This window comes from Pseudomonadota bacterium (assembly GCA_039815145.1).
Classification (GTDB): Bacteria; Pseudomonadota; Gammaproteobacteria; order Steroidobacterales; family JBCBZW01; genus JBCBZW01.
Map to the genome: position 1 here is coordinate 1 of JBCBZW010000127.1, position 14,816 is coordinate 14,816.

The window sequence follows — 14,816 nt, forward strand, 5'->3', positions numbered from 1 at the left end:
TCAAGGAGAACACGCGGATGTTCTATGGGGATGCGAAGGCGTCGATCGATAGTCTGCTGCACGCCCTGGTGTAAGTCCTGCTCCGGTCGCTGCGCGTGCCTACCGCGCGCCGCGATTGGCTTCGGGCCGGATGCGCTGCTGAGCGCTCAGTGCCGAAACGCACGGTGGTGGCGGCAGCTAGCTAGTCTGGCGGCCTCACTCATGCTCTGCATGAATGCCGCACGCGGAGCTCTCTTGCGCCAGTCCGGACGCGACCAGTTGCCGCGGTGCCTCAGGGCTACCCAGCCAGAAGTTGTAATACGTGCGCTCGGCCTGCGGCATGATGTACGGGGGGTTGCAGGCGACGTAGCCAGCTCCGTACTGCTTGAACTCCTCGTAGCTTCGGAATGCGATGGGTCCCTCGCGTGTTACGTGACACAAGCGGCACGAGGGCGCGAAGACCTCCGTGTAAAGCTGTTGCTTTGTCGGGCCTCCAGGACGGGTATCCCCCTCCCATCCCATCGGCACTACCCCCGCTCGGAACACACCCGTCAGCGATCGCCCGGGGGCGCAGTCTCTTTCCGGTTGCCCCACCATGCCGGCCACGAACGTTCGCGTCCCGGGAGACGGGTTCGTGTGGCGGCAGATCGCCTGGTTCATGGTTCTCATGGCCTCTTCCGATTCCACGGCATGGCCATCGACCAGGTCGCGGTAGCCGTAGGATTCGGGATCGAAGGGGATGAAGTTGGTCGTGTGCAGGTTCCCATCGCGGTCCATGTGTCCCGGCTGGCCGCCGTGGCACGAGAGGCAGATGTGCGGCACGAAGTGAACGTTCTTCGATCCATCGAGCGGGGGGTCGACGAACCGCGCGCCTGAGGAATCGTACGCGCCGAAGGTGGTGATCTCGGTGCTGGCGTTGGTAAGCGGTCTGCGGTGTTCCATGGTGACGGCTGCCAGCAGACCGGGCCAACTCGGGGTGTCGAGAGGGGATTCGTCGGGGAACCTACGGATGTTTCGGTAGTTGAAGACGATAAAGGCAACAGAATCGTCAGGCAGCGTCTTCATGAACATCCATCGGCCGAAGTTCAAATCGAACTCGTTCTGGTACTTCGCCTGTGCGTCGGGGCCAATGCTGCCCTGGCATTGGGGATCGGATCCTGTGAAGCAGTTGCGCTGCAACCAGGCACTCAGGGTGGATCGATTGTTCAGCACGAATAGCCGATCCACGGGATGGTGGAAGGGCTCATCCAACTCGATGCGAGACCCCTCCACCGAGACGACGCGGCGCGTCTCCATGCGGGCCCAGACCCCTGCCACCTGATTGTCTGGTTCCTTCAGCGTGACACGGGTGCTGGATTGGATGGTGGTGAGCAGACAGCCGTCGCCGCCCGAGCAAGCGTAGCCCTTCACCGTGGCGCACTGTTTGTCCGTGGCCAGCAGGTACCCGCCGAGGCTGGCATCGCGCGTGGCAGGGTCCTCGCTGAACAGCAGGATGTCCCCGGGCCGCAGGCTGTCACACGCGGCTTTGGGCTCGAGGATCAATCGCTTGTCCTCGATCTTCAGCACCAGACTTGATACGGGAGTCGACTGCCCGAACCCGGACAGCATGTCCCCCGGCGCAATCCACCGTGCCTCGTGTGCATCGCTCGCGGGGGCGATGTTTCCGGGCGGGTCGGTCTGCCCCGATTCGACAAGAAACTTGGGATCGTCCTCGTCTACCGTGAAGCCCACGAGTCCTGCGGGCCCGGTTTTCGGATCCGATGGCGCCTGGTCGGTGAGCAGGTAGTAGTAGCGGGCGAACGCATCGCTGCCGGTCTGATCCGTTTCGTGGTTCACGTACTCCAGGAAGTTGTCAGGGTTCTGGTGCGCGGGTGGGGTGAACGCTGTCTTCACTGCCAGACAAGGGCCGACCAAGGGTTCCCCTTGCGATTGCTGCTGGTCTTCCCACGCGACCGCAGCGGATGGTGTTCTGGCCTTGGTCGTCCACCCAGGGAGCGCCTTATACGGGTAGTTGGCATAGTTCTCAAAACCGTTAGTGGTCCGAACCTCGATGTCCTGGTCCGTGGGTATCCCTACCGCGCGATCGAAGTAGTGCACGCTCACCACGTAGTCCTGTCCGCCGTGAGTGAAGTGGATCTCGAATGGTAGCGTCGGCGACTGAGGGGATATCGGGGTGCCGGGTGGCTTCAAGGGAGGTGAGATCACTACACAGGTGGATTGGTCACGGAACTTCTCGTCGGCCACTACCACGGAGGAGAAATGGGCAACCTCGAACTCGTAGTGGTTACCCTCGCGGTTGGCGATCCCTGATTGCTGCCAGTGGCCGACGTCCTCGTCGAAGTGCCACACGGGCGCTTGATCCGCTGCGCGTGCCAGGTCGTCGGACGCGATCGGGACGCGCACGGTGGCCTTGCGCCCCTCGGCGAGCGTCAGGGCGCGCCCTTCGGCATCGCGAAAGGCAACATGGATACCGCCGAACTGGAAGAGCCGAGCTGCGTCGCTGAGCATCGGCCCGGGGGCGGGCCTCGACCCATCATCGCGCCGATGCCCTGATGCTTCGACCGTAATGGGGAACGTCGGTGCCTCGCCCTCGCTGGTCACGAGCGCCGTCGCGGACAGGCGTACTTCGGTGTGGTCCGCGATGTCGATGTCCTCACCCGCGTTCACCGTGAGGGTCCTTGCCCGCCGCAGGGGGTAGTCGACGTAGGTCAGGGCGCCGTGATGAACGTGGGTTTGCGGCGCGTACCCGTCCTTGCTGATCGAGAGCACGTAGCGCTCGGCGGCGTCCGCGGTGAGTTCGAAGGTGCCATCCGCATCGGTTCTGACGGACACGCCGTTGATCCTGACCTCGGCATCTGCCACCGGCGTTCCCGTCGGGTCGACGACGCGCCCCAAGCCCTTGGCGGCAGGCGGTGGCGGGTGCGTGCTGACGGTCGCGCGCTCCACGGCATGACCACCTCGATCGTCATGCACGAGGATGGGCAGTTGAAAGGTGGCCTCATACGCCGGCAGCGTCCAATCAAAGAAGACCCTGTAGGGTTGGTCTGCGCTCGTCGGCGCAACGATGTCGAGAGGACCCATGCGGGTTCCCTGGCCGGCTCTGAATTCGAGCTTCGGTGGGTGGCCGTCAGGCTCGATGATCTCGAGGTTCACCTGGACCGTACTTCCCGCGGCGACATGCGCCACATTCTCCCCGTCGGCGAGTACCTCGACGAGCGTTACCTTCGGCCGATGATTGTCGAGGACCAGGGCGAGGGCGGGCGCTGTTTTCCCTTGGGCCCGCTGATCGATGGCGACGGACGTCGAGGTCTCATGGGGGCCGTGGCGACCGACGACCGTGGCCTGGCGTGTCGCAGTGGGCACGCTTGCAACAAAACCGCCGCTCAGGTCGGTGCGCATGAAACGTCGATTTGCTCCCGCCCGTATCTCCACGGTCGAGTGCGCCTCGATCCCGAACGCGCGTTGATCTACGTGGGGGACGTTACCATCGGAGAGGGCGACGGTACCGTGCAGGACCACGTGATCGTCCTGCGCCTGCAGTCTCAGGGGCGGAAGCGCCTCGAAGTCGCGGGCGAGACTCGCGGGCTGGCAGGTTCGCTGAAAACCAGGCGCGGACGCACATACCTGGACCTCCGTGCCGGCGGGGCCGGACAGGGAGTAGCGCCCCAGTCGATTGGTGGCGATGCTCGCCGTGTACACGCTATCGCCTTCGAGGCGGACCGTCGCGCCTACCACGGGGCGAGTGGCACCGCTTACCTCCACCTGCACAGAGCCATGCACCTCGGTGGGGTTCGCCAGATATTGGCTATGAACGACACGGCCGTCGCAGTCGTGGTCCACGCCGACCGCGGGCTCCACGGCGCCAGGGTAGATGCTGGCAACCGTGTCGTTGCAATCGACATCCACGCCGTATCCGTCGCCGTCCTGATCGACGGCCATAGGAGGGGTTCCTGGGAAGAAGTCGCAAGCGGATACGCACAGCAGGGCGAAGAGGATGGCCAGGCAACACAGCCTGTAAGTTACGGAGTCCGTTCGGATGGCTGATGACTGTTGCATCCCTGATCTCCCTGTCCACTGCCTTCCAGCTCGTCCCGAGACACCGTAACAAGCTTCAGTCAGCGACGCGAATCAACGCTACACGGAGCCACTGTGCGCGTTGAAGTCGGCCGCGCGACTTCTTCCATAGAGCGAACGATATCATTCGCTTCAAAGCATAGGGCAACGCAGCCACCTCGGGTATTGGGGGGCAGATCCGCCAACAGTCGCAAAGAGTAGCCAACTCCTGAGGCACGGAGCGCGACGCTGCCTCGCGGGATGTGGGTTATGTCGACCTGGTCAAACAGTTCCCGAACACAGCCGTTGCACCCGGCCGGGTGCGTTGGGATGATCAAACCCCTCAGCAGGGTTGTTGGCGGCGCCAGTACCTGCTCAGCGTAGATATCGCGCAGGCAAGGCATGGACGACTTCTCGAAGGCCTACCACGGCACCGTGGACGGTGCTCACAGCACGCAGGCGGCGCACGGTGCAGCAACCCGTCGTATGCACGACACAATGCTGTCCAACGCGGAAGCCAACGCGCCCTGGGCCGACTCTCGTACGAACAATGGTGGGTCGCAGGACAGTGGCGCAGGTGCGCTGCTGGCGCTGCTGCTTCTCGCGGGTGGGGGCTATGGCGCCTGGCTGGCGCTGAAGGGTCTTGGCGCCTACTACGACGCATCAGTGCCGATGCACATCCGACACATCTGGAGCGCAGTCGCAATGCTGCTCCTGCTCGCGAGCTCTCGCGTCCCCGCCGCGGCCATGCTCAACGCGACCACGGTGACGCTGGCGATTGGCTACGAACCCGCCGCGCCGGTGTTGATCAACGGTGTTTCCTTCGCGCTGCTTGTCTGCGTAGCCGCGTTCGCCCCCAACCTGCGTCAGCTCGGCGTGCTAGAGCGTACCCGCTGGCGGCGATTCGACCGCGATCGGCCGCAGCCCGTGCTCGAAGCAGTGCGCATTGGCATTGTCGTTACGATCGCTGCCGCGATCACCTGGTGGCTACTCGAGATGCTGGCGGAACCACCGCTCATCATTGGGGGGGCATGGCTGTTACTGTCCTTAGGGCTTGCGTTACTGGTAGGTTTCGTCAACGTCAACGGGTTCCCACCGAAATGGGTGTGGCTAGCGCCGCTCGCCGGACTGGTCCACATGAACGCAGGCTCGACGCGGCTGTTCCATGCCTGGATCACCGGTGCCCTGAGCGGACTCGTCGTCGCACTGCTGTTCGTCCAGCCTGAGTTCTTGTCTGCGGATTTCTGGCAGCCGCTATTGGGCTTGTCGCCATCGGAGCTGTGGCAGGAACTGCGCACGCGCGGGGAAAGCAGACCGCCGCAATCCCCCTTGCCGTCCAACTGGGGGCTGTACTACCTGCCGGCACTCGGGGCGATACTGGCGGCGGGATATCCCCAGATAGAGGTATTGCACAAGGTCGGTCGGCGCATCATCAACATCGGGGCTGTGATGGTCCTCGTCGCGGTGGCGCTACTCATCTTGTTGCCGCTCGGAGGCTTCTTGCTGGGTCGCATCAACTAGCCACCTGAAGGTGCTGTCCGGCACGGCTGTCCGTGTGGCTGAGATGCGGGACCGGGGCACTCGGGATTGCAGTGCACTGAGCGCTCGTTTCGTTAGCCAGCTTCGCGGGTGTTCGCGGGTGTGTTGCTCGCCACGGTGTTTCTACTTGCGTGCCGCCACTCGTCCTCGACCAGGCGCGTAAGTACGCACAGGGGGCGGTGAAGCGCCATCGCCGTCGCCATTCGATGCGCAAGCGAATCGACAGTACTAGTTCTAGCCAGCGTTGGACGGACGCAACGAAACGCCTCAGCGGTGTTGGGCAAGCCCTGAGAGGGTAGCGCCCTCGCGCTCATCCGGCGACGCCAGCGCGTGTTCAAGGGCAGCGCGAATCCACTGCCTGTCCTCATTACCCACGAAGACGATGATCTCGAGGGCGATCAGCACGCCGGCCACCATTAGCGATATCACGACCTTGGCAATGAAACTGCTGATCACCAGGACCGCGATCATGGCGATTACGGCACCCGTACGTGCTAAAACTCTGGCTAGCTTCACGACCAAGGCCGTTCGAAATCGACCCCGCAACACTGCGCCGGATGGTGTGGAGGTCAGGGAGCCGACGAATAGCGGTTTGAAGTCGCCCCAGTTGTTCCAGAGTCCGGGGGATCGCCAGCCTTTGACCTTACCCTTTGACGAGATGTGTGCGAACAACACGCCATGGATGCTCCCTGAGCGAAATTGCATTCTGGCGCGAAGCCGTGCGGTCGCTTCCTCAGCGGAACGTGTAGTCTCGATGAGTATGGGGTCAGGCGGCAACGTTGGCGTAGTCGATTGCTGCGGGCGCCAAGCGGCACGTCCGACCCGCGCCACTTCGGGGGAACTTCCGCACCTGAACTCGTCGCCTCACCGTTCAGCCAGCACGCATGGCTGCCAGAAACGCATCGATGATCAACTTCTGCGCCTCCCCATCAAGCGCATGCAATCCCGCCCGCGTCTCTCGCGCCGCTTGCATCGCGCCTGCGTACAGCAGCGAGCGCGTAAGCTGAATCTTCTCCGCCGGAATCGGATCCATCGCCCCGTTCATATTCACCGGGAATCCACCGTTTACCAAGAAAACCCGACGTCCCCTAATCCGCACCAGGTAGAGGAAGTGGCTCGGATGGTCGAGGTCACCCAGGTAGAGCAATCGGTTACCGAAACGCTCGTACACGAGATTGTGCTGATCAACCCGGCGACTGTGTGCGGAGAACAGTGTGGCTTGGCCGCGTAGATGCCAAGACTCGAACTCGATGTCTGATGAGGACGCACTCACCAGTACCGCGCCGTCCCGCAGCAGCGGGTAGTGCTCCATGCGCAGCGCTTCGACCCCCGTGCAGCCGATGATCTCGCAGTACTCCGGCAACGCGCCGTCGAGGGTTGCTTCCACCGTGTAGCCCTTGGCTTTGGCGGCGTCCCGCTTGTCGGGCTTGGCGTCGAACACCCCGATCTGCCAATTCGCCTCGCTCAACACGTCGGCGACGGCCTCGCCGATGGCGCCGAAGCCGATCACGAGCGCCTTGCGTGCCACGGGCACGCCCACTTCCTCCAGCCGCGCGAGGGTGGTGAGTAGCTCGGCCTTCACGGATTCTGCGATCAGCGGTGACTCGTGTACGAGCTTGGCCTCGGACTCCGCGACGTTCACGACCGGCACCTGCAAGTCGATGTCCTCGAGCTCCCAGATGCCACGGCGCGTCTGTTCGACGCAGCTGATGCGAGGTCTGATCGAGTCGTAGCTCGGGTCGTGGAGCAGGCGAATGGCGCGCCCCCCGTCGTCGATCAACACGGCGCGCGAGTCGGCGGGCACGTTTGGCGACCCCATCCATCGCAGGACGCGGTTGAGCAGTTCCTCGAGGTGGCGATCGGCCTCGTGGTGGTACTCGCCGTCACCGGTGAATTCGACGCTGCCCTCGTGCACGAAGTAGCCGTGAGCGTGGCGCAGGGTCCACATGGTTTCATGGTTGCTGGAGTAGGGCTTGCCGATGAGGAATACGCCCTCACTGGGTACGCCGCCCCGCGCGATCGCTTCGATCAGTGGGCGCGTCGAGCCGAACAGGTGCTGTACGCCGATCACTGTCGATAGGTTGCCTGGTGGTGAAGGTAGGGCTTTCTTCAAGAGTTCGATGATGGGTAGGCTCGTTGGCACGCCGGCGTCGCGCAGATACTCACCCATCCGTGCCGGGGCGAAGATGGAGACGAAGCGCACGAGTTCGTTGCGGGTGACGGGGTCGTCAGGTCGCGCCGATGCGGGGGCGCCGGCTGCGCCTTGGCGCAGCTGCGTGATCAGGGCAAGGCCGAGGGTGCCGAAGCGCTCGCTGAAGGCCGTGCCAGGGGCGGTGTCGTTCGCGTCGCAGATCAGGTCGGCGAGGATGACGCAGAGCGCGTTGTGGTAGTCGCGCGCGTCGCCGTGGCGGCGCACGCGTTGCGTGAGCACGTCGAGGAGGTTGTCGGCGCCTTCGGTGTGCTCTACGCCGGCGTAGTGGTATTGGTGGAGTTCGTAGGCTAGACGGTCGACAGTGGCGTGGCAGCGGTAGTAGATGTGTTCGGCCCAGGCGCGGAAATCGGCTGACGTGGGGGCGCTGGTGGTCACAGGAAACTCCCTAGTGTTTGTGCAACGAGGGCACGGATGGGATCGGCTTCACCCGCCTCCATCACGGCCTTCTCTTGCGCAGTGACCCGTCGCATCTGAAACGACTTGCGCTCGGTGTCGTCGACGCGGCTGAGGTTGGTGTCGAAGTAGAGGCCGTTGCCCTGATTGATGGTGTTACCGGCCTGGCGAAAGCGCATCTCGCCAAAACCCTCGAAACTCTCGTTGGGACTGCGCGGATGCCAGCCCGTCCAGTAGTAGAAGACGGTGCGGGCACTGACGTTGAGGGCGGTGCCCTTCGACTCCCACTGGGCCATGGGGCGATGGTCGAGGGCGAAGGCGCGGCCGGTCATGCGCACGTTACCGGTCGCCGGCTCCACCTTGAGCGTCACGTAGCCGAGGGCGCTCTGCGTATCGGGGAGCATGCGCTGCCACCACTGACCCTCTATGGCGGCACCGAAGGCTTGCTTCTGGTGGAAGACATCGAGGACTTGATCATCCAGCTTGGGGCGGCAGCCTAGGGTGGCAAGGCGTTCTCGGATGTGGGTGACGACGTCTTCGAGGGAAGCGGCGAGATCGCCGTCGTCGGCTAGGCTAAAGTTCGCGGGATTGATCCCCAGCAGATCTGAGGGAAGTTTGAGGTTGTCGGCCTTGTCGTGGACGAAGTAGCAGCGCTCGCGACCGAGGCGCCCCATGAACAGACCAAGTTCGAAGAGCACGTTGTCGCGGGGAATGGCGTGGGCTTGGTCACGACTGGTGGCGACGTCGTCGGCGGTGAACGCCATGATGGCGAAGTCGGCGTGGTCGAGTGCGGACTCGAGGCTCTCCATGAAGGCGCGGCTGAGCTTGAAGACGTTGTCGGACCATAGGCTGACGTCAGCGTCGTCTCGGAGGAGGCGCTGCAGGGTTTTCGCGAGTGGGAGGCCCTCGGTGGAGGAACCGATGAAAATTCTTGGCAGCGGGGTCCGCAGGGTTTCGGTAGCGGTCACGTGATCACCAAGGGACTGAAGACGACGATCACCTAGCAGATAGCACACGGACAACGCGCTCTTCAAATTTGATCGCCCTGTCGAGCTGGTGTTCGCCGCTCGCTGATGCCAAGGCGGTTCGGCATGGGGCGCGGATCAACATGAATCACCGCAGTGCACTGCGCGCTGTTCTCGTCAACCAGTGTCTCCCGTGGAATACTGACGTATACCCAACCAAAGGACGGACGCTCGGGGCCACGCATAGGCGCTACTGACGACAATCGTGTCAGCCTTCGCCAGAGGTTGCGACCGACCTCGCCACCTATCCCCTAGCGCTTAGGAGACCTCATGGATCGCTTACCCTGGATCGCTGTGCCCGCCCGACGGACCTTCGCCCTCTCGGCTTTTTGCCTATGGTGCTGCGTCGCCTGCACCGAGCAGGCGCCCTCGTCAGCGCCGATGGCCACCGAGTCTCGCTCCACGGTCGAGATCCTCGTCACCAGCGAGGCCGGCGACCGCCTCGCGTCAAAGGAGAACGCCACGCTGAGCCCTGGCCAGGCACCCCAAGAGGGCGGTGCGCGCATCGAGGTGTTCCCCGACCAGGAAAAGCAGACCATGACCGGCGTCGGCTCCTCCTTCACCGAGTCCTCCGCCTTCGTCCTGGCCCACCTGCCTCCAGAGGAGCGGGCCGCCGTCATGCGCGAGGTGTACGGCGAAGACGGCGCCAACCTGTCCATCGCCCGCACGGTCATCGCCTCGACTGACTTCTCCGTCGAAGGCCGCTACACCTACGCGCCGGTAGCGGACGACGCCGCCCTGGAACACTTCAGCATCGAGGTAGACACCGACGGTTTCGACCCGGAACGCTACCCCGGCATCGCCGACGAGACCTTCGACCTGCTGCCGATGATCCAGGAGGCTCTCGCGATCAAGCGCGAGCAACAAGACTCCACCCTGTCGATCGTCGCGTCCGCCTGGTCCGCCCCGCCGTGGATGAAGGACATCGAGGACTACTACGTGAGGCCCACGGAAGCCAACGGCTTCCAGGGCACCGGCGGCATGCTCAAGCCGCAGTACGAGGCCACCTACGCCGACTATCTGCTGCGCTACCTGGACAGCTACCGCGAGCAGGGCGTCGAGATCTGGGGCATGACGCCGGTCAACGAGCCGAACGGCAACAGCGGCCAGTGGGAGAGCATGCACTTCACCCCGCAGTCCCAGGGCGAGTTTATCAAGGAACATTTGGGACCCAAGCTGCACGCGGGTGGCTACGAAGGTCTGAAGCTCCTCATCTACGACCAGAACCGCGACGACCTCCCGCGCTGGACCGCAGCGATCCTCGGCGATCCGGAGGCGGCCCGCTACGTCTACGGCACGGGCGTGCACTGGTACGGCAGCACCACCGATGTGTTCGAGGAGGCGCTGGTCGAGGCGCACGAGCAATACTCGGACTTCGACATCATCCACACCGAGGGCACCATCGACGATCTGGGCAAGCCGGCGCCCGGGGGCATCGGTGACCCGGAGGGTTTCCAGGAGAGCGGATGGTTCGCCAACGACGACTTCTGGTGGAACCCCAACGCGACCGACTGGGCCTACACCGCGTCCTGGGCACCGGCACCGGAGCTCCATCCCGTGTACACGCCGGTCCATCGCTACGCACGCAACATCATCGTTAGCTTCAACAATTGGATGTCCGGCTGGATCGACTGGAACATCGTGCTCGACAGCAAGGGCGGGCCCAACCACGTGGGCAACTTCTGCGGCGCGCCGATCATGATCGACACGGAGTCGGGCGAGGTCTACTACACGCCGATCTTCCACGTGCTGAAGCAACTCAGCCGCACGATCCGTCCGGGGGATCGAGCCCTGCAGACGACGACGGTGCTCGCCGACGGCATGGGGGAGGATGCGCTGCACGCGAGCGCCACGCGCAACGCCGAGGGCCTGATCAGCGTACAGCTGCTGAACACGACCAAGGCACCGATCGACTACACCTTGCAGGTGGGTGAGGAGCACGCGGCGATCATGATCCCGGCGAACGCCTTACAGACGGTGAGGTTGCGCCCCTCAGCGCGCCGCTGACTGTGCCCTAGCGCTCGCCGGCCCCGGTCGGGAGCGTCACCACCAGCCGGGCACCCACCTGCCAGTCAGCGTCGTAGGTCAAGGTCCCGCCATGGGCTTCGGCCACCAGCCGCGCCAGGTAGAGCCCCAGGCCGGTGCCGCCGGTGTCGCGGGCCCGGGAGGCGTCGCTGCGGAAGAACGGCTCCCCCAGCGCTTCAACCTGCCGGGCATCCAGGCCCGGGCCATGGTCGGCCACCGCGATCAGCAGCCGATCCGCTTGCGTCGACACGCCGATCTCAACCGGCCCTTGCTCCCTATCGCCGTAACGCAGGGCGTTGCCCACCAGGTTCTTGAGCATCAGCGTCAGGCGGATGCGATCGGCCTGGAGCGCCACGTCACGCTCCATCACCACCTGGATGTGCTCCCGATCCCGGCTGAAGTAGTCGGCCAGCATGGCCTCGATAAGTTCGCGGATGATCACCTCGGAACGTGCCAGGGCGCGGTGGCGGTCGTTTAGGCGCTCAGCCTCGAGCAGCGCGTCGATGATGGTCTCCATCTCGAGCGCATCCTGCTTCATGCCCTCGGACTGATCGTTAGGGTCGGCGAGTTCCAGCGCCAACTTCATGCGGGACAGGGGCGTGCGCAGTTCGTGGCTGAGGCCCAGCAGAAGCTGGCGTTTGGCGTCCAGCATGCGCTGCACCTGGTTCGCCATGGCGTTGATCTCGCCGGCGAGATCGCCGAGCTGGTCCTCGCGAACATCGGTAATGCGATGCTGCAGCTGCCCGGCACCCATGAGGGCTGCGCCTTCGCGAATGGTATCCAACGGCTTGAACAGCCAGCGCACGGCCAGGTAAGCGAGCAGCACCAGGGCCAGGCCGATGGCGATGATGAGGGGGGTAAGCCTACGCTGATCGATAGGCTGGCTCAGCGCCGGCGTAGCGACGACGATGGCGAAGGGCCCGTTGTCCATGCGCAAGTAGCCGCGACCGTCCAGCACGGCGAAGGTCACGTCCTCCAGGTCCCGCAGCCAGGTCTGCACGTCGTCGCCGAAGGCGTCGCTGGAGCCGAACTCGAGCTGATCCAATGCGGGGAACTCGGGGTGCGACGCCCAGTCGAGCGCCGGTCCGGCCAACCGGATGTCCACGGGCACCTTCTTCGTCAGCGCCTCGGCGTTCACGATCGCAGGCGGAAAGCCGACGTCCTGGCGCACGTAGTTCACGTGCAGGGACAGGTGGCCGCTGACCAGCTCGCGCAGCTGATCGGTGGCGTAAACCCAGCGCACGGCCAACAGCGCGCCGTAGACGAACAGTGCGCCCAGCAGCAGAAAGATAATCAGTAGCCGCAAGGAGAGGGAGCGGGTCAGCCGGTTCTTCATTCGCTGGCCGCTTGGCCGGTAAACACGTAGCCGTAGCCCCAGGCGGTCTGGATCAGCCGGCCTGGCTTCTCCGTGTCGTCGAGCTTGTGCCGCAGGCGGCTGATCATGATGTCTACGGAGCGGGTGAGGATGTTGGCGTCGATGCCCTTGAGCTTGTTCAGGATTTCGTCGCGGGACATCTTCTGGCCGGGATGGCTGGCCAGGAGCAGCAGGAGTTCGTACTCCATGGAGGTGAGGTGCACCTCCTCTCCGGCGGCCCGCACCACGCGCTGGGAGGGGTCGATTTCCAGCCCCTCGAAGCGCAGCGTTCCGTCGTGGGCTGCGGCACTCGCTTGTCCGGTACCGGAGCGGCGCAGGATCGTATTGATGCGCGCCACCAGCTCACGCGGTTCGAAGGGCTTGGTGATGTAGTCGTCGGCGCCCAGTTCCAGCCCGGAGACGCGATCGATCACGTCATCCCTGGCGGTCAACATGATGATCGGCAGCTGCCCCTGGCGTCGGATTTCCCGGCAGATTTCAAAGCCGTCCTTGCCGGGGAGCATAACGTCTAGCAGCACGAGGTCCGGTTTCTCGCTGTCGATCAGCGGCAAGCCGCTCTCGGCGTCGACGGCGCACACGAGCTCGATACCGAATCGCTCGAAATAGCTTTTCAGCAGCGCCGAGTGGCGCTCGTCGTCGTCGATGATGAGTACCCGGTTCACCACCTCACCTTAGCGGCATTTGCCGGGAAAAAACCCTGAATTGGCGCCTCCCGCGTAATTTTTTGGGCCCTAGAAACATTCAGAAACAACTGGAAAAGGAACTGAGACCTCTCGCCCGGGCCAGCGCTGCACCATCTGCTCACCCCAACTGGAGAGCGCTATGCAGACCCCAACGACCATCACTGACGATCCCCCCGAGACGAGACCCTCCGCTTCCCCGTCCACCGTTCATGTGCTTGCCAACGTCGTGGCGTTCCAAGCCGCCTGGGCCGCCGCTATCGTGGGCGCCGCCAATGCGACCCCCTGGCTTGGGGTCGGGGCTGGCACCGCGGTCCTGGCGGGCCATCTCTTTACCGTTTCAAACCGTCGGCACGAGCTTTACCTCGCGCTGCTGACGGCTCTGATAGGTGTTACCGCGGACAGCCTGTTCGCCGCCAGCGGCCTGCTCGAGTACAGCTCGGGGCAGCCGGCAAGCTGGTTGGCCCCCGTGTGGATCGGCGGCCTCTGGCTGGCCTTCGCTACCACCCTGAACGTGGCCTTCCGCTGGCTGCAACATCGCCGGGTCCTGGCCACCGTGCTCGGTGCGGTGTGTGGACCCCTGTCGTACCTGGGTGCATCGACCATCGGTGCGGTGAGCTTCACGAACACCACGCTGGCGCTGATCGGCCTGTCCGTTACCTGGGCGCTGCTGCTGCCGACGCTGCTCGCGCTGGCCTCGACGTTCGGCACCGACGCGACCGTCGAGGCAGGGGAGGTGGCGCATGTTTGAGCTCAGCGCACTGTTAACCGCCTTCGCCGCGGTGCTCGTCTTCGCTGGCCTGGGCTGGCTGCTCAGCCTGCGCCTGAAGGACGTGAGCATCGTCGACTCGATGTGGTCGCTGATGTTCCTCCTGTCCGCCGCCACCTACGCCTCGGCGCTGGGGGAGGTCGGACCCCGAGCGCTCCTCGCGCTGGCCTTGCTCGCCATTTGGGCGGTGCGCCTGTCGGCCTACATCACCTGGCGCAACTGGGGCGAGGGCGAGGATTTCCGCTACCAGGAGATTCGCGCGGCCAACCAGCCCGCCTTCGAGTTCAAGAGCCTGTACATGGTGTTCGGCCTGCAGGGTCTGCTGGCCTTCGTGATCTCCATGCCGCTGCTGGTGGCGATCCAGAGCGACGCCCCGCTGGGGCTTCTCGACGCCGTCGGTGCCCTGCTCTGGTTGGTCGGTTTCATCTTCGAGGCTGGCGGTGACTGGCAACTGGCGCGCTTCCGCGCCAATCCGGACAACCGCGGCAAGGTCCTGGACAGCGGCCTCTGGGCTCTGACGCGACACCCCAACTACTTCGGCGACTTCTGCATCTGGTGGGGTTTCTTCCTGCTCGGCCTTGCCGCCGGTGGCTGGTGGACCTTCCTCTCGCCCCTGCTGATGTCGGGCCTGCTGCTGAAAGTGTCTGGCGTTGCCCTGCTGGAAAAGGACATTGGCAACCGCCGCCCCGAGTACGCCCGCTACGTGCGGGAAACCAACGCGTTCTTCCCCGGCCCTCGACGTCGTTCGAAGGATCTGGATCTGCAA

At 64.3% G+C, this 14,816-nt stretch carries 10 protein-coding genes; 4 read left to right on the plus strand and 6 right to left on the minus strand.

The features are described 5' to 3' along the window. Nucleotides 1-195: 195 nt before the first annotated feature. Nucleotides 196-3,918: a carboxypeptidase regulatory-like domain-containing protein gene (locus AAF184_20935; protein MEO0424815.1), complete on the minus strand. Its 3,723-nt coding sequence runs from the start codon at nt 3,916-3,918 to the stop codon at nt 196-198. 516 nt (nt 3,919-4,434) lie between these two features. Between AAF184_20935 and AAF184_20940 the strand changes: the two genes are divergently transcribed. Next, nucleotides 4,435-5,553, plus strand: coding sequence for a hypothetical protein (locus AAF184_20940; GenBank protein ID MEO0424816.1), 1,119 nt, complete (start codon nt 4,435-4,437; stop codon nt 5,551-5,553). A 285-nt stretch (nt 5,554-5,838) separates the two neighbouring features. Here AAF184_20940 and AAF184_20945 read toward each other — a convergent pair whose 3' ends face one another. From AAF184_20945 to AAF184_20955, 3 genes are all read right to left on the minus strand, one after another. Next, a complete protein-coding gene (locus AAF184_20945) occupies nt 5,839-6,246 on the minus strand; it encodes a hypothetical protein (GenBank protein ID MEO0424817.1) in 408 nt (135 codons plus the stop codon). 196 nt (nt 6,247-6,442) lie between these two features. Beyond that, the gene (locus tag AAF184_20950) at nt 6,443-8,158 is read right to left on the minus strand and encodes a hypothetical protein (protein ID MEO0424818.1); all 1,716 of its coding nucleotides are present in this window, start codon (nt 8,156-8,158) and stop codon (nt 6,443-6,445) included. Further along, nucleotides 8,155-9,144 (minus strand): nucleotide-binding protein, encoded by a 990-nt coding sequence (locus tag AAF184_20955; GenBank protein ID MEO0424819.1) that lies wholly within the window; start codon nt 9,142-9,144, stop codon nt 8,155-8,157. Before AAF184_20955 ends, AAF184_20950 begins: the two co-directional genes overlap by 4 nt. A 327-nt stretch (nt 9,145-9,471) precedes the next feature. On the opposite strand from AAF184_20955, the gene AAF184_20960 reads away from it, so the two are divergent. Further along, nucleotides 9,472-11,208: a glycoside hydrolase family 30 beta sandwich domain-containing protein gene (locus tag AAF184_20960; GenBank protein ID MEO0424820.1), complete on the plus strand. Its 1,737-nt coding sequence runs from the start codon at nt 9,472-9,474 to the stop codon at nt 11,206-11,208. Between the two features lie 7 nt (nt 11,209-11,215). On the opposite strand, the gene AAF184_20965 is transcribed toward AAF184_20960, so the two are convergent. Then, on the minus strand, nt 11,216-12,562 hold the full coding sequence (locus tag AAF184_20965) for a HAMP domain-containing sensor histidine kinase (protein MEO0424821.1): 1,347 nt from the start codon (nt 12,560-12,562) through the stop codon (nt 11,216-11,218). Further along, entirely contained in the window at nt 12,559-13,263 is a 705-nt protein-coding gene (locus AAF184_20970; protein MEO0424822.1) for a response regulator transcription factor, read from the minus strand. The genes AAF184_20965 and AAF184_20970 overlap by 4 nt, the downstream gene beginning before the upstream one ends. A 160-nt stretch (nt 13,264-13,423) precedes the next feature. Here AAF184_20970 and AAF184_20975 point away from each other — a divergent pair, with 160 nt between their 5' ends. Continuing rightward, nucleotides 13,424-14,032: a DUF2878 domain-containing protein gene (locus tag AAF184_20975; protein MEO0424823.1), complete on the plus strand. Its 609-nt coding sequence runs from the start codon at nt 13,424-13,426 to the stop codon at nt 14,030-14,032. Next, nucleotides 14,025-14,816, plus strand: a 792-nt coding sequence (locus AAF184_20980; GenBank protein MEO0424824.1) for a DUF1295 domain-containing protein, incomplete at its 3' end; no start/stop codon positions are given. The genes AAF184_20975 and AAF184_20980, both read left to right, overlap by 8 nt.

Excerpts from the sequence above, each read along its gene's own strand:
- AAF184_20965 (MEO0424821.1), bottom strand. The coding sequence starts at position 12,562 with ATGAAGAACCGGCTGACCCGCTCCCTCTCCTTGCGGCTACTGATTATC.
- AAF184_20935 (MEO0424815.1), bottom strand. The coding sequence starts at position 3,918 with ATGGCCGTCGATCAGGACGGCGACGGATACGGCGTGGATGTCGATTGC.
- AAF184_20975 (MEO0424823.1), top strand. The coding sequence starts at position 13,424 with ATGCAGACCCCAACGACCATCACTGACGATCCCCCCGAGACGAGACCC.
- AAF184_20960 (MEO0424820.1), top strand. The coding sequence starts at position 9,472 with ATGGATCGCTTACCCTGGATCGCTGTGCCCGCCCGACGGACCTTCGCC.
- AAF184_20940 (MEO0424816.1), top strand. The coding sequence starts at position 4,435 with ATGGACGACTTCTCGAAGGCCTACCACGGCACCGTGGACGGTGCTCAC.